Annotated in this window: 12 protein-coding genes; 1 reads left to right on the top strand and 11 read right to left on the bottom strand. The window is 60.5% G+C overall.

The genetic code is table 11. The features are described 5' to 3' along the window. Positions 1–52: 52 nt before the first annotated feature. Complete coding sequence (locus CH92_RS16465; protein ID WP_025242863.1) at positions 53–1003, bottom strand: lysylphosphatidylglycerol synthase transmembrane domain-containing protein; 951 nt, start codon at positions 1001–1003, stop codon at positions 53–55. A gap of 204 nt (positions 1004–1207) precedes the next feature. On the opposite strand from CH92_RS16465, the gene CH92_RS16460 reads away from it, so the two are divergent. Beyond that, complete coding sequence (locus CH92_RS16460; RefSeq protein ID WP_025242862.1) at positions 1208–2464, top strand: cytochrome P450; 1257 nt, start codon at positions 1208–1210, stop codon at positions 2462–2464. Positions 2465–2525: 61 nt separating this feature from the next. Here CH92_RS16460 and CH92_RS16455 read toward each other — a convergent pair whose 3' ends face one another. The 10 genes from CH92_RS16455 to aroQ all read right to left on the bottom strand — a co-directional run bounded on the left by CH92_RS16455 (position 2526) and on the right by aroQ (position 14913). Continuing rightward, complete coding sequence (locus CH92_RS16455) at positions 2526–5318, bottom strand: hybrid sensor histidine kinase/response regulator (protein WP_025242861.1); 2793 nt, start codon at positions 5316–5318, stop codon at positions 2526–2528. 115 nt (positions 5319–5433) lie between these two features. Then, positions 5434–6723 carry a phosphoribosylamine--glycine ligase gene (purD, locus tag CH92_RS16450; RefSeq protein ID WP_025242860.1) on the bottom strand — a complete coding sequence of 430 codons (1290 nt, stop codon included), beginning with the start codon at positions 6721–6723 and terminating at the stop codon, positions 5434–5436. 199 nt (positions 6724–6922) lie between these two features. Further along, the gene (gene purH, locus CH92_RS16445) at positions 6923–8527 is read right to left on the bottom strand and encodes a bifunctional phosphoribosylaminoimidazolecarboxamide formyltransferase/IMP cyclohydrolase (RefSeq protein ID WP_025242859.1); all 1605 of its coding nucleotides are present in this window, start codon (positions 8525–8527) and stop codon (positions 6923–6925) included. Positions 8528–8610: 83 nt separating this feature from the next. After that, the gene (fis, locus tag CH92_RS16440; RefSeq protein WP_025242858.1) at positions 8611–8931 is read right to left on the bottom strand and encodes a DNA-binding transcriptional regulator Fis; all 321 of its coding nucleotides are present in this window, start codon (positions 8929–8931) and stop codon (positions 8611–8613) included. Next, complete coding sequence (gene dusB, locus CH92_RS16435; protein WP_025242857.1) at positions 8928–9941, bottom strand: tRNA dihydrouridine synthase DusB; 1014 nt, start codon at positions 9939–9941, stop codon at positions 8928–8930. Before dusB ends, fis begins: the two co-directional genes overlap by 4 nt. Before the next feature lie 197 nt (positions 9942–10138). After that, positions 10139–11419 carry a DUF3426 domain-containing protein gene (locus CH92_RS16430; RefSeq protein ID WP_025242856.1) on the bottom strand — a complete coding sequence of 427 codons (1281 nt, stop codon included), beginning with the start codon at positions 11417–11419 and terminating at the stop codon, positions 10139–10141. A gap of 115 nt (positions 11420–11534) precedes the next feature. After that, entirely contained in the window at positions 11535–12416 is an 882-nt protein-coding gene (gene prmA, locus CH92_RS16425) for a 50S ribosomal protein L11 methyltransferase (RefSeq protein ID WP_025242855.1), read from the bottom strand. A gap of 147 nt (positions 12417–12563) precedes the next feature. Then, positions 12564–13913, bottom strand: coding sequence for an acetyl-CoA carboxylase biotin carboxylase subunit (gene accC, locus CH92_RS16420; RefSeq protein WP_025242854.1), 1350 nt, complete (start codon positions 13911–13913; stop codon positions 12564–12566). Positions 13914–13930: 17 nt separating this feature from the next. Beyond that, the gene (gene accB, locus CH92_RS16415) at positions 13931–14389 is read right to left on the bottom strand and encodes an acetyl-CoA carboxylase biotin carboxyl carrier protein (protein ID WP_025242853.1); all 459 of its coding nucleotides are present in this window, start codon (positions 14387–14389) and stop codon (positions 13931–13933) included. Positions 14390–14469: 80 nt separating this feature from the next. Continuing rightward, positions 14470–14913 (bottom strand): type II 3-dehydroquinate dehydratase, encoded by a 444-nt coding sequence (gene aroQ, locus CH92_RS16410; RefSeq protein WP_025242852.1) that lies wholly within the window; start codon positions 14911–14913, stop codon positions 14470–14472. Between the last annotated feature and the right edge of the window lie 124 nt (positions 14914–15037).

Here is a 15037-nt window from a genome sequence, read left to right as displayed (position 1 = left end):
CTCGGGAACGCACGCATAGCCATAGTGCAATGGTGGAGTCTATGTCGGCAGATTACTGGCCGGCGGCGCCTTTGCGGCGTCGCTCCGACCATTGTGCCGTTTCGAACACTGCCACCACCAGAATCGCAAGGGCAAATGGCACTAACAGGTAGAACGCTCTGAATACGATCAGCGCCGCCAGGACGTCGGCGGTGGGCAGTTCCGGCAGGGCGGCGAGAAACGTTACCTCGAGCACACCGAGCCCCCCGGGTGCGTGGGATAGCAACGCCAGCGAGAAGGAACCGAGAAACACCCCGAACACCACCAGGTAACCGGGATTCTGCGCCGCGGGAAGGGCGAAATAGATAATGGCCGCTGCACAGGCGAGTTCCAGCGGCGCGGCAATCAACTGGCGGCCAACGATGGGTAGGCGCGGGTAAGTGATTCGCCATTTTCCTACGTGCATCGGCGCGAAATGTCGCCACGCGCCAATCACGTAAAGGCCAACCAGGCACAGCAGCGATGTACCAATCGCGATCGATAGCCATGGATCGGCATCGATGAGCCTGTTCAGCAGATCTGGCCGCAGGATCAGCACGGCTCCGCCGGAAAGCAGGATGCCGAGGAAAAATGTCAGCGAGCAGAACACGATCAGCACGCCGATTTCATGAGGCGTAAGTCCCTTGCTGCGATACGCACGGTAACGCACGACCGCGCCGGAAAAGACTGAGGCCCCTACGTTGTGTGCCAAAGCGTAGGTGGTGAATGAGCACAGCGTGATGAACCACCATGAGATGGTCCTACCGAGATGGGCGATGGCGATGCGGTCGTACCAGGCGAGCGCACTGTAGGCGCCAAGCGTAGCCAGTCCGGCCAACAGCCAGTTGCGGTGACTGATGGCCCCGAGGCTGTCGGTGAGCTCAGCCAGGGAAAGATTACGAATCTCTTGATAGAGCAGATAGCCTGAAAGCAGTACCGCCATGATGCCGACAAGGGTCCAGGCGACATCGCTCCTCTTCATCATTGCATGGGCTCCTTGGCGACAGCATTTGCCTCGAAGCGAAGGTTCGGACAATTGGGTGATACACGCGTCGCGGAATAATTCGGCCGGTCTTTTATCGGCAGCGGACCTCGCAATTTGTTCATTCTCTATAAGTGCGGCGTGTGGAAGGGCACCTGGGTAGCGCTATGAGGTCCACCGGACGATCCCATTCATCGAGGTGTGCTTATGCCGGATATCCCCCACGACTCACAGACGGAAAGCTCGCTTTCGCTGCTTAGCGAAGGTTACTCGTTCATCTCCAGTCGGTGCCAGCGGCTCGGCTCGGACCTGTTTCAAGTTCGCCTGCTGATGCAGAACACCATATGCATGAGCGGCGAGGAGGCGGCAAAGCTGTTCTACGACGAGCAGTTGTTCCAGCGCGAGCACGCGGCGCCACGCATGCTGCAGAAAACACTGTTTGGCCAGGGGGGCGTGCAGGGGCTCGATGGCGAGGCTCATCGGCATCGCAAGCAGCTTTTTCTCTCCCTGCTGACCGAGGCGGCGGTAGCCGAGCTGGTGCGGCTGAGCGAGGCCAATTGGCAGGCAGCTATCGAAACGTGGCAACAGTGCGATCGCGTGGTTTTCATGCCCGAAGTACAGGCGATCCTCACGCGCACTGCATGCGACTGGGCCGGAGTGCCACTTGAGGAGGGAGAGCTGCTCCATCGTCGTGATCAGCTGGCTGCGATGATAGATGGGGCGGGTGGTGTTGGGGCGCGTCACTGGCGCGCGCGCAAGGCCCGTAAGGAGGCGGAAAGCTGGATGATCGAGCTGATCAGCCGGGTGCGCGCCGGAACACTGGTGATTGATGAGTCCCGGCCGCTGGCTGTAGTCGCTCGGCATCTCGATCTGGACGGCGCGGTACTGAAGGAGCGGATCGCTGCCGTGGAAATGCTCAACCTGCTACGACCGACCGTAGCGGTGGCACGATTCGTCACTTATGCCGCGCTGGAATTGCTGGCACACCCTCAATGGCATCAACGGCTCCAGCAAGAGGACGCTGTCCTGGAGCCCTTTGCGCAGGAAGTCCGCCGGCTTCACGCCTTCTTCCCCTTCACTGCGGCGCGTGTGCGCAAGGATTTCGAATGGAGGGGCTATCACTTTCCGAAAGACACACGGGTGCTGCTGGACCTCTACGGTACCAATCGAGACGCACGGCTCTGGGTGCAACCCGAGGCATTTCGGCCCGAGCGCTTTGCCGCCTGGGATGGCGGTGCTTTCAATTTCATTACTCAGGGCGGTGGAGACGCCGCGAGCGGGCATCGCTGCCCTGGAGAGCCTCTGGCGATAGCCCTGCTGAAGAGTGCGCTGTGCATGTTGACCCGTAGAATGAGCTATGCGGTGCCTGCGCAGAGTTTGCATATGGACCCGTCACGAATGCCTGAGCAACCTGAAAGCCTGCTGATCATCTGCGACGTTCGGCCTTTGTCGCCGGCCGGCTAGGACTGCGATCCGGAAGTGCGCGTGTGGCGTGCGGTGATCCGCAGCAAACGAGGTGGTAGGTTTATCGATCTGCTGCGGCCGCTCTGATACGGACCCAGTGCTCAATCAGTTCGCGCAACTGGGACATCTCGACAGGCTTTGCCATGTGCCCGTCCATCCCGGCGTCGCGGGCGCGCTCGCGGTGTTCGCTGAGAATATGGGCAGTCAGGGCCACTACCGGCGTTCGCGGGCGGCCTTCGGACGCTTCCCAGGCACGTAGCCGCGCGGTGGCCTCGAAACCGTCCATGATCGGCATTTCGCAGTCCATCAGCACAAGATCATAGGGTTGAGTTTTGATCGAGGCGAGCGCTTCTTCTCCATTACTAGCCGTATCCGGCTTGAGGTTGAGCTTGCTCAACATGCCTCGAATGACCTTGGTGGAAATGCTGTTGTCTTCTGCCACCAGGATGCGGAAGTCGTCCGGCACGGAAAGCGGTGTGGCGGCTTGGATCGTGGTGGATTGCGCAATGGCGCTGGTGCGACGAGCAAGCTCGTCCGCCAGGGTGGTCTTCAGGGTGTAGCCGGCCACGGGTTTGGCCAGGATGCGTTTGATGCCGGCGTTACGCGCGATGATTTTGCTTGGCGCGTTACTCATGCCGGTCAGCATGATCAGCAGAATGTCGTGATTCAGGCTGAAGTCTTCCTTGATCCGGCTGGCCAGTTGCATGCCTGTCATGCCGGGCATGTCCTGATCGAGCAAAACCACATCGAAATATTCACGCAGGTGCGCCTTTGTACGCAGAAGCGCCAACGCCTCTTTGCCCGAGGCCACCGCACTGACTTCCAGCCCCCAACTGCTGCATTGCTGGCTGAGCACCTTTCGGCAGGTATCGTTGTCATCCACCACTAACAGCCGTGCGCCTTTCAGCTGATCGTCCAGATCACTGCCGGGTTGCTCCGAGATGTCCGCACCCAGCGGCAGGCTGATCCACAACGTATTGCCAGCGATGCCACCGGTCTGAATGCCGAACTCCCCATCCATCAAGTGGACGAGCTGCCTGGCGATGATCAAGCCGAGGCGGCCGCCGTGACGGGTCGCGGCGAGGAAGTCGCGGCTATCCAGGGCGGCATTGAGCAGAGCATCGCGTTCCTGTGCTTCCAGCGGTCGTCCACTGTCCTGCACGGTGATACGCAGCCGTGGTTTCCCCTCATGGTCATCCACCGCCGCGATCAGCAGCACCTCACCTTCCTCGGTCTGTTTGAAGGCGTTTTCGAGCAGGTTCAGCAGGGCCTGACGCAAGCGGGTCGGGTCGCCCGCAACGACATGCGGCATCTGCGGCTGGACAAAGCTGATCAGCTCGACTTTTTGCTGCTCGGCCTTGGCGCGAAAGATGCTCAGGCAGTCTTCAATCAGAGCGTTGAGGTCGAATTGGACATCGTCCAGTTCGATCTGCCCAGACTCCAATTTGGAGATATCGAGAATCTCGTTGATCAGGTTGAGCAGCTCGTTGCCGGAGCTGTGAATCGTCTGCACATAATCGCGCTGCTTGGCCGACAGCGAGGTGCTGAGCAATAGCTCGCTCATGCCAAGCACCCCGTTCATTGGGGTGCGAATTTCATGGCTGATCTTCGCCAGGAAGTCCGCCTTGGTTTTTAGCTCGGCACTGGTGACCGCTTCGGCTGTATGCTGATTGCGGCTGTCCGATTGGATCTGACGCTGCCGCTCGAGCAATGCGAAGCTGAGGATCAGCCCGGAGCACGTGGCCACGCTGAACATAATGCCGGTCAGCCAGTCTGGATCGAACTGGTTGAAGCCCAGCAGGATAGGCAAAACGAAGACGAAACCGCCATCGAACAACATCATGCCGGCGACTAGCAGGCGGGCTGGGTCATAACGCTGCCGCCAATGATAGATGGCCACTGCGGTGACGCTGATGGCTGTGACCAGCACCATGGCGTAAATCAGCCAGCTGAACCAGAGCTGGCCGGTAAACAGTATGATCGCCGCCAGTGCGCTGACTAGGCCCGCTTGCAGTGCAAGGAGCCAGGTTGTCCAGGGCGTTCTGCGGTGATGAAAGAAGCCAAAGGTGAAGGCCAGCAAGGAAATACAAGTCGCCAATGCGGCCATATCGGCAATCAGGGGTTGGCTGTAGATCAGTTTCGGTGACCACACGGCCAGCAGACCGAGGTTCGCCACGGCACAGGTCAGCAGCGCGCCGTGCAGCAAGGCGAGCCATATATGGCTGTAGCTGAAGGTATAGGCGAAGCGCAGCAGGTTGTAGATCATCAGCAAGGCGAGGGCGCCGAACAGTGCCCCGAACAGGTAGGCCGGGCGGGTCTGCTTGACCAGCCCCGCCTCATCCACCGTATGGAACCAGGCCATGATGGGGTGCGACGACTGTAAGCGGATGTAGGCTTCGCGAGGAACGTTGTCGCTGGGTAGGGAAAACAGGTACGCACGGGCAGGTAACGGTCGGGATTCCAGCGGCCGCAGCTCGCCGGTTTCTACATGGCGCTCGACCTTGCCGTCACGCAGCAGATAAAAATCGAGAAATTGTACGCGAGGCGCAAATATCCACAGCCAGTTCGGGTGAGCAAAGGCGGGCAAACTCACCTGTAGCCAGACGGCGCTATCGCTCGCCGGAGCGGCATAGGAGCGTTGGTCTATTCGCTGGAACAGACTGCGTTGTTCCAAGATTTCCGCAAGGGTGAGCCGGTTTGATTGGTCGACGAGCAATCGCCAGTTGGGCTCTGTCGCCTGTGCGGCGTCAATGGCTGCCAAAGGCGAGGGTGGCTCGATGGCCGCGGCGAATGCACTCAGCGCAGCCAGCAATAGACTGAAGGTAAAAGCAATGGCGACCCAGAGTCGACGCACGATTGAAGTCCCTTCATCTGTGTGACGGTGGATTATAGCCATCGCAAAGAAACCCGGTAATGTGCGCAACGAAAGATAAAGCCTGCCGTTGCGCACATTGCAGCGATTTTCTCGCTCAGCTCTCGCCTTGTTCGCGCGAAATGGCACGATAGCCGATGTCGTGGCGATAGAAGTGGCCTTCCCACTCGATGCGAGCGGCCAGTGCGTAGGCATTCTGCTGAGCGGCTGAGACGGTTTCGCCCATGGCCGTTGCGCAAAGCACTCGACCGCCGGAGGTGGTGACCCTTCCGTCCTTCAACGCGGTGCCGGCATGGAACACTTTTCCGTCCAACTGAGCGGCAGCTTCCAGGCCGCGGATCGCTGCGCCTTTGCTGTAGTCGCCGGGATAGCCACCTGCGGCGAGCACAACGCCTAGGCTCGGGCGCGTATCCCACTGCGCTTCGATCTTGTCCAGCGCCTTGGCCAGGGCCGCCTCGACCAGCAGCACCAGGCTGGACTGCAGGCGCAACATGATCGGCTGGGTTTCAGGATCACCGAAACGACAGTTGAATTCGATTACCTTGGGCGCGCCACTGCGGTCAATCATCAGGCCGGCATAGAGGAAGCCCGTGTAGACATTGCCTTCCGCCGCCATACCCTTGACGGTTGGCCAGATGACCTCGTCCATGACGCGCTGATGGACCTCGGCGGTGACCACCGGTGCCGGGGAGTAGGCGCCCATGCCGCCGGTGTTCGGGCCGGTGTCGCCGTCCCCGACGCGTTTGTGATCCTGGCTGGTGGCCATCGGCAACACATTGGCGCCGTCGACCATGACGATGAAGCTGGCTTCCTCGCCGTCTAAATATTCTTCGATCACCACCCGTGCACCCGCATCGCCAAAGGCATTGCCGGAGAGCATGTCACGCACGGCGTCCTCGGCTTCCGCCAGCGTCATGGCGACGATCACACCTTTGCCAGCCGCCAGGCCGTCGGCCTTGATCACGATCGGCGCGCCTTTCTCCTGGAGATAGGCCAGAGCCGGTTCGACGTCGGTGAAATTCCTGTAGTCCGCCGTCGGTATCTTGTGACGGGCCAGGAAATCCTTGGTGAAGGCCTTGGAACCTTCCAGCTGCGCGGCGGCGGCGGTCGGGCCGAAGCAATCGAGACCGCGCGCGCGGAACACGTCCACCACGCCTCTGACCAACGGCGCTTCGGGGCCGACGATGGTCAGCTGTACGTTCTGCTCGGCGAAGTCTGCCAGCTGCTCGATGGCCAGCACGTCGATGGCGACGTTTTCGCACTTCGCTTCGGTAGCGGTGCCTGCATTACCGGGGGCGACGTAAACCTTCTTTATGCGTGGGTCTTGCGCGACCTTCCAGGCCAGTGCGTGCTCGCGGCCGCCGCTGCCGATGATCAATACGTTCATTTCTCTCTCCCAATGGAGGCGGGCCGGTAGCCCGCTTGGTGGATAAGCGAAGCGTTATCCACCCTACGAATACCGAGGTCGCGATCGGGCTGGTAGATGCAAGGCGCCCGATTCTTCACCCAGCGGAGTTGCCTTCTGGCAATGAGCATGGGGGAAGAGTCGGGCAACGCCGCAGATGCCTGTCCGAGTGCGGCCGATTTTAGTGCCTAAAGTGGCGCATGCCGGTGAATACCATTGCAATGCCGGCTTCGTCTGCAGCGGCGATTACCTCGGCGTCGCGCATCGAGCCGCCGGGCTGGATCACCGCGGTGATGCCGGCCTTGGCTGCATTATCGATACCATCGCGGAAGGGGAAAAAGGCATCGCTGGCCATCACGGCGCCCGGAACTGGCAAGCCGGCGTGCTCGGCCTTGATCGCGGCGATACGCGCGGAGTTGACGCGGCTCATCTGGCCTGCGCCAACGCCTACTGTCTGACGGTTCTTGGCGTAGACAATGGCATTGGATTTGACGAATTTCGCCACTTTCCAGGCGAAGATCAGGTCGTGGATTTCCTGTTCGGACGGGGCACGCTGGGTGACGACCTTGAGGTCGGCTTCACCGATCATCGCGATGTCGCGGCTCTGTACCAGCAGGCCGCCGTTGACGCGCTTGAAATCCCAGCCCGGCGCGCGCTCGGTTGGCCACTGGCCGCATTCGAGCAGACGTACATTCGCTTTGCTCGCGACCACCTCACGGGCTTCGGCAGAAACGCTCGGCGCGATGATCACCTCGACGAACTGGCGCTCGACGATGGCTTGTGCGGTGTCGCCGTCCAGCTCGCGGTTGAAGGCGATAATGCCGCCGAATGCCGACTCGCTATCGGTGGCGTACGCCAGTTCATAGGCTTGGCGGATGCCGCCTTCGTCTTCCGGGACCACGGCGACGCCGCAGGGATTGGCGTGCTTGACGATGACGCAGGCCGGCTTGACGAAACTCTTCACGCACTCCAGTGCGGCGTCGGTATCGGCGACGTTGTTGAAGGACAGCTCTTTACCTTGCAACTGACGGGCGGTGGCGATACAGGCTTCGTCGGCGGTTTCGACGTAGAACGCCGCGATCTGGTGCGGGTTCTCGCCGTAGCGCATGTCCTGCGCCTTGACGAACTGGGTGGTGAAGGTGCGGGGCAGCAGACTGCGGCCTTCGGTTGATAGGGCTTCGGCGCTCTGGTCGACCGTACCCAGATAGTTGGCAATCATGCCGTCATAGGACGCGGTGTGCTCGAAGGCCTTGAGCGCCAGGTCGAAACGCTGGGCATAGGTTAGACCGCCGTTCTGCAGGTTCTCGATGACGCTGGCGTAGTCGTCGGCATTGACCACGATGGCGACGTCCTTGTGGTTCTTAGCGGCGCTGCGGACCATGGTCGGGCCGCCGATATCGATGTTTTCAATGGCATCCGGCAGGGAGCAGCCGGGCTTGGCGACAGTGGCGGCAAAGGGATAGAGATTGACCGCGACCAGGTCGATCGGGTTGATGCCATGTTCAGCCATGACCGCCCCGTCAAGATCGCGACGGCCGAGAATGCCACCGTGGATCTTTGGATGCAGCGTTTTCACCCGGCCGTCCATCATTTCCGGAAAGCCGGTGTAATCGGCGACCTCTACCGCAGCAATATCGTTTTCGCGCAGCAATTTGAAGGTGCCGCCGGTGGATAGAATCTCGACGCCGAGCGCGACGAGCTCGCGGGCGAAATCAATCACGCCTGTCTTGTCGGACACACTGATCAGCGCGCGGCGGACGGGAAGGCGAGTGCTTTGGTCGGTCATAGACATTTCCTAGGGCTACAGGCTACTGCGGGACGCCCCAGGCGAAACGGCTTGCTACCGTTCCCTCGGAGCTCGCCGCTGTGTCAGAGAAGGTCGTACTGCTTGAGTTTCTTGCGCAAGGTGCCGCGATTCAGGCCCAGCAGCTCGGAGGCCTTGGTCTGGTTGCCCTTGACGTAATTCATCACGGTTTCGAGCAGCGGCGCCTCCACTTCGGAAAGCACCAGGTTGTAAACGTCCGTGACGTCTGCGCCTTCGAGATGGGCGAAATAGTTGTGCAACGCCTTTTCCACACTGCCGCGCAGGGTCTGGCCTGCTTCGCTCGGTGTGTTGAGGTGTTGCTTGAGGTTCACGTTGTCGCTCACGGATGTTATTCCAGTTGCCAGTGTTTCGTTCAACAGCGTCATGCAGCCACCCCTTTTCCATCCCCTGAATCAGGGCCTGTTCGGCGTTCGGCCAGAAATGCCCGAACACTGGCGCATTGCGCGTCCCTGTCTTCCAAACCATTGAACCGGGCACGGTATTCGCGCGCGCCGGGTAGTGTTGCGAGATACCAACTGACATGCTTGCGAGCTATCCGCACGCCCATGACATCGCCGTAGAAGGCATGAAGCGCACCCAAGTGCTCCAGCAGGATGCGTTCGATCTCGGTCAGATCTGGCGGAGCCAGCAGCTCGCCGGTAGCGAGGTAGTGATTGATCTCGCGGAAGATCCAAGGTCTACCCTGGGCCGCGCGGCCAATGAGCAGTGCATCGGCACCTGTCGCCTTCAGAACCTGACTTGCCTTTAATGGCGTATCGATATCGCCATTGGCAAATACCGGAATCGATACCGCCTGTTTGATCGCTGCGATGGTGTCGTACTCCGCGTCGCCGGTATAAAGGTCGGCACGTGTACGCCCATGCACCGCCAACGCTGCGATTCCGGATTGCTCGGCGATCTTCGCCACCGTGAGTCCGTTCTTGTTTTGCCTGTCCCACCCGGTGCGGATCTTCAGCGTCACCGGTACATCAACCGCTTCGATCACGGCCTCGAGTATCTCGCGGACCAGTCGTTCATCTTTCATCAGCGCCGATCCGGCGGCCTTGTTGCAGACCTTCTTCGCCGGACATCCCATGTTGATGTCGATAATCTGCGCACCCATCTCGACGTTACGAGCGGCAGCCTCGGCCAGCATCTGCGGATCACCCCCGGCGATCTGCACGGAGCGCGGCTCCGGGTCACCCTCATGCAACAGGCGCAGACGCGACTTGCGACTGTTCCACAGGCGTACGTCACTGGTCACCATCTCCGAAACCACCAGGCCCGCGCCGAGGCGCCGGCATAACTGGCGGAACGGCTGATCGGTCACGCCAGCCATGGGCGCGAGGATCAATCGATTCGGAAGGACGTAAGGACCGATGCGTACCGCTGACATGAAGATTCCCTGCTTGGAGCCTGCTTGTTAGGTCGATCGGGACAGCAAAAAAGGGTGTGCATAATACCCGCTCCGGATGACGGGTTAAAGGCTGTTCTGAACAAATTCTGAACAGTTTCGAGCTTATAATCAGCAGCGCAATGGGCGCCTATGCGACGAATGGCAGCGTGCGGCGTGACGTTTCTGGCGGTAGCTGATTAGTCGGGGGAGCGGAAACTCAGGCTGTAATTCACCGCTTTGGTGCCTGGGTCGAGAATGTCCAGCGCGATATGAATGGGAATCTGCGAGGGCATCTCACGCTGACCGGCGAGCTCTCCGGAGAGATACTCGCCAGGTTTGAAGGTGCGCTGTGCCAGCGTCTGTCCCTGGATATCGGCGAAGCGGACTTCCAGCAGCGGGAACGGCTGAGCGAAAGCCGCGCGGTTGTAGATGATCGCATCCACAACCAGCGCTCCAGAGAAGTCCGGATGGCTGCGTACCACCAGATTGCTGCTCTTGATCTGGCTGATATCAACCCTGGGCGGCAGCTCGCAACCCAGAGCAGGGCAGAGGCGCTCGAGCCACGGGCGGTATTCGTTCTGCCGGGCTATCTCGTCGAAGTTGTACGCCACATACTGGCTCGCTAGTGCAAGTAGGGCGATCAGATTCAAAAGCCCCCACCCCAGCCAGCGGCCCCAGGGACGCTGGCGCGCTTCCCAGTCTAGCTGCAAAGGCTCGTCGTCGAGCTCGAATAACGGGTCCTCGCGCTCTTGGCGTCCCGAATGTCCCGGTTCGTACTCGTTTTCAGCTCCGGTACGTTTCGCAAGAGCGGGACGCGGCGGCTCCTCGTTGGGCTCGATAAGACTGTCGAGGACCGGCTCTACGCGCTCTTGTGAATCAAGCTGCGTGCTCAGCGGGCCGCGTGGGACAGCGAGCGGGCTTGGCAGAGCAGGTCGCTCATCGCTAACGGGGGTGAACTGTAAATCCACCGCAGAAGGGCTCGGTTTGGCGATGGAGGGTGGCTCCGCTTGCGTCCGGTGCTTCATGGCTGGCGTGTCGGTTTCCGCCCTCAGCAGTTGCTCAGTCCAGACCTCGTCATCGGCGGTCGATTGGTCCTCCAGGTGTGGCTGCAAGCCTTCGCTGGATTGCGGTTGTAGCTCGAGAAACTCGCGCGACAGCTCCAGTTCCTGTCGTTCGAGCTTCGCCAATTCCTCATCCAGATCCAGGCTGTCCAGGTCCAGATCATCGTGGATCCACAGCGTGCTCTCGTCTGCCGTGGATCTCGCCAGTGGCGTGTGGGCTTGCACCTGCTGGCGGTCGACCATCGCCGAATCCGCATCGAGCTCGTTGGCCGTATCGTTCCCTTGCAGGTGGCGAGCAGCATTGAACAGCTCCACGCAGGCTCCACAACGCACCACGCCACGGGCGGCGGCAAGCTGGGCGCGGGTGACGCGGAAGCTGGTGCGACAATGCGGGCATTGGGTGACGAAGCTGGTCATGCGTTGGTCCGGCGGAAATGCCCGTAGTCTAGCGCATGCGCAGCGATGAGCGGCAGTGGCGACTTGCGGCGGATATCGAGATAACGCGGTATTACAAGCGCGCTATCTGCTTGGCTCAGGGCCGGCGGATGCCGCTAATGCGTACCCAGCCGTCTTTCTCTGCGGTCGGGTCAAGATCGAATTGGTCCGCGTAGGCGCTCCGAACCTCTTCGGCCTGTTCGCCCAGAACCCCGGACAGGGCTAGACGGCCGCCAGGTTTGACCCGTTCGATGATCCGTGGCGCCAATGCCACCAAGGGGCCAGCGAGGATATTGGCGACAACCACGTCGGCCTGGCCCTCCGGTAACTGCTCGGGTAGATATAGCGGGAAGCGTGCTGGATCGATACCGTTACGCCCGGCGTTGTCGCGCGATGCCTCGATGGCCTGCACGTCGATGTCGGTACCCACCGCCTGCTTGGCGCCCAGGAGCAGCGCGGCGATGGCAAGAATGCCCGAGCCGCAGCCAAAATCCAGCACTTGCATGCCCTCCAGCGATTGTGCATCCAGCCACTCCAGGCACAGCGCAGTGGTGGGGTGGGTGCCGGTGCCGAAGGCAAGACCGGGATCGAGCAGCAGGTTCACCGCGTTCGGCTCGGGTGCGGCGTGCCAGCTGGGCACGATCCACAGGCGGCGGCCAAAACGCATCGGCTGGAAGTTGTCCATCCAGCTGCGCTCCCAGTCTTGGTCCTCGATGTGCTCCAGCTGATATGTGGGTAAGTCACCGCCGATCAGGAGTTGCAGATGGGCGAGCAGGTTGATTTCGTCCACATCTCCTTCGAACAAAGCCAGCAGGTGCGTGTGTGACCACAGCGGCGTGGTGCCGAGATCGGGCTCGAATATCGGCTGGTCTTCGGCGTCCATGAAGGTTACCGATACCGCGCCGACGCCCAGCAGCGCGTCTTCAAGGGCTTGTGCCTGTTCTGGGGCAATGGCGAGACGAAGTTGTAACCAGGACATGAAGGCCTCATGGAGTAGGCGACCGCGGGCGCTGGCGGTCCGAAAAGTGGGCAAGCTTACTGCGCTGCAGCACCGGCTTCCAACATTTGCGGCGCGTCAGAAACGACAAAGGCCGCCATTGGCGGCCTTTGTCAGTTCAGCACTGGATCAGTGCTTGTCCATACCTAGCTTCTTCTCCAGGTAGTGGATGTTCACGCCGCCCTTGCAGAAACCCTCGTCGCGAACCAGATCCCGATGCAGTGGGATATTGGTCTTGATGCCATCGACGACAATTTCGTCCAGCGCATTGCGCATGCGCACCATGGCTTCTTCACGCGTGGCGCCGTAGGTGATCAACTTGCCAATCAGCGAGTCGTAGTTCGGTGGTACCGAATAGCCGCTGTACAGATGCGAGTCGACTCGCACACCATTGCCGCCTGGTGCGTGGAAGTGCTTGACCTTGCCCGGGCTTGGCAGGAAGTTCGACGGATCTTCAGCGTTGATTCGGCATTCCAGCGAATGACCGCGAATGACAACGTCTTCCTGCTTGATGGACAGCTTGTTGCCGGCGGCAATGCTGAGCATTTCCTTGACGATGTCCACGCCAGTGACCATTTCGGTTACCGGGTGTTCGACCTGCACTCGAGTGTTCATCTCGATGAAGTAAAACCGGCCATCCTCATAGAGAAATTCGAAGGTGCCAGCTCCGCGATAACCGATCTCGACGCACGCATCGGTACAACGCTTGAGCACTTCGGCGCGGGCGTTTTCGTCGATATAAGGGGCTGGTGCCTCCTCCAGGACCTTCTGATGGCGACGCTGAAGCGAACAGTCACGGTCGCCCAGGTGAATGGCGTTACCTTGGCCGTCGGAGAGTACTTGGACTTCCACGTGACGTGGATTGCCAAGGAATTTCTCCAAATAGACCATTGGATTGCCGAACGCTGCGCCCGCCTCAGTGCGGGTCAGCTTAGCCGACTTAATCAGTTCTTCTTCTTCGTAGACCACGCGCATGCCGCGCCCGCCGCCGCCTCCGGCTGCTTTGATAATGACCGGATAACCCACCTCACGGGCGATGGCCAGTGCTGTTTGCTCGTCTTCCGGCAGCGGGCCGTCGGAGCCGGGCACCACGGGCACGCCTGCTTTGATCATGGCGTTCTTGGCTGAAACCTTGTCGCCCATCAGGCGAATGGTTTCGGCTTTCGGTCCGACGAAGGCAAAGCCGGAATTTTCCACTTGTTCGGCGAAGTCGGCGTTCTCAGCGAGGAAGCCATAGCCTGGATGGATTGCCGTCGCGCCGGTCACTTCCGCCGCGGCAATGATCGCTGGAATGTGCAGATAGGAATTGGTCGCAATGGCCGGGCCGATGCAAACGGACTCATCCGCCAGGGCCAGGTGCATCAGCTCGCGATCGGCGGTGGAGTGCACCGCGACAGTCTTGATTCCCAGCTCCTTGCAGGCTCGCAAAATCCGCAGGGCGATTTCACCGCGGTTGGCGATCAGTACTTTTTCCAACATCGCTGGTTCTCCGCGGTTCAAACGATGGTGAACAGCGGCTGGTCGTATTCGACCGGCTGCCCATTCTCCACCAGGATGGATTCGATGGTGCCGCTGGTTTCGGCCTCGATGTGGTTCATCATCTTCATGGCTTCGACAATGCAGAGGATGTCGCCCTTCTTGACGCTCTGGCCCACTTCAACAAAGTTGGCCGACTCCGGCGAGGAGGCGCGGTAGAAGGTGCCGACCATCGGCGAGCGAACCACGGTGCCGTTGAGCTTAGGCTGCGCCGGTGCCACGTCGGCGGCTGCTGGGGCTGCGGCCGGAGCGGCGGCGGGGGCGGCCATCGGTGCCTGAGCGTAATAGGGCTGCTGCATCGCCACTTGCTTGCTGTGGCGGCTGATGCGGACAGATTCTTCGCCCTCGTGAATTTCCAGCTCATCGATACCGGACTCTTCCAGCAGCTCGATCAGTTTCTTGACTTTGCGAATATCCATGAAGCGTTGACTCCCAAGTAAGTTCAAAGGGCATTGCTGCTCGCTTCTTCGAGGCCGGGCGCGTGTCGCGCGCGGTCCTGTCAGGAAGCAGCGAGTTGTTCCAGGGCGGCCTCCAATGCCAGGCGGTAGCCGCTGGCGCCAAGACCGCAGATCACCCCTACCGCGACGTCCGAAAAGTAGGAGTGATGGCGGAAAGGTTCACGCTTGTGCACGTTTGAAAGGTGCACTTCGATGAATGGGATGCTCACCGCCAGCAGCGCGTCACGTAACGCGACGCTGGTATGCGTAAAAGCGGCGGGATTGAACAGTATGAAGTCCACACCTTCGCTGCGTGCGGCATGGATACGCTCGATGAGCTCGTACTCGGCATTGGACTGCAGATGCAATAGGTGATGGCCAGCATCGCGGGCCCGCTGTTCCAGATCCTGGTTGATCTGCGCCAGCGTGACTGCGCCATAGACGCCGGGTTCGCGAGTGCCGAGCATATTCAGATTCGGGCCGTGGAGGACCAGAAACGTTGCCATGAGTATTCCTTGTTGTTCTGTCCGATCCGCGCCCCGGCGGCCGCAGATGGGTGAAGGGAAAAACTATGCACGAAGCGGGGGCTGACTGTCCAGTCATGTCTTGATCGGCGTAAATGCCGACATT

This window comes from Stutzerimonas stutzeri (genome assembly GCF_000590475.1).
Lineage (GTDB): Bacteria > Pseudomonadota > Gammaproteobacteria > Pseudomonadales > Pseudomonadaceae > Stutzerimonas > Stutzerimonas stutzeri_D.
This window is presented reverse-complemented; position numbering and strand designations above follow the sequence as displayed.

Bases quoted from the DNA above. Each gene is read 5' to 3' on its own strand.
- CH92_RS16465 (WP_025242863.1), bottom strand. From the start codon at position 1,003: ATGATGAAGAGGAGCGATGTCGCCTGGACCCTTGTCGGCATCATGGCG.
- CH92_RS16460 (WP_025242862.1), top strand. From the start codon at position 1,208: ATGCCGGATATCCCCCACGACTCACAGACGGAAAGCTCGCTTTCGCTG.
- purD (WP_025242860.1), bottom strand. From the start codon at position 6,723: ATGAACGTATTGATCATCGGCAGCGGCGGCCGCGAGCACGCACTGGCC.
- purH (WP_025242859.1), bottom strand. From the start codon at position 8,527: ATGACCGACCAAAGCACTCGCCTTCCCGTCCGCCGCGCGCTGATCAGT.
- fis (WP_025242858.1), bottom strand. From the start codon at position 8,931: ATGACGCTGTTGAACGAAACACTGGCAACTGGAATAACATCCGTGAGC.
- dusB (WP_025242857.1), bottom strand. From the start codon at position 9,941: ATGTCAGCGGTACGCATCGGTCCTTACGTCCTTCCGAATCGATTGATC.
- CH92_RS16430 (WP_025242856.1), bottom strand. From the start codon at position 11,419: ATGACCAGCTTCGTCACCCAATGCCCGCATTGTCGCACCAGCTTCCGC.
- prmA (WP_025242855.1), bottom strand. From the start codon at position 12,416: ATGTCCTGGTTACAACTTCGTCTCGCCATTGCCCCAGAACAGGCACAA.
- accC (WP_025242854.1), bottom strand. From the start codon at position 13,913: ATGTTGGAAAAAGTACTGATCGCCAACCGCGGTGAAATCGCCCTGCGG.
- accB (WP_025242853.1), bottom strand. From the start codon at position 14,389: ATGGATATTCGCAAAGTCAAGAAACTGATCGAGCTGCTGGAAGAGTCC.
- aroQ (WP_025242852.1), bottom strand. From the start codon at position 14,913: ATGGCAACGTTTCTGGTCCTCCACGGCCCGAATCTGAATATGCTCGGC.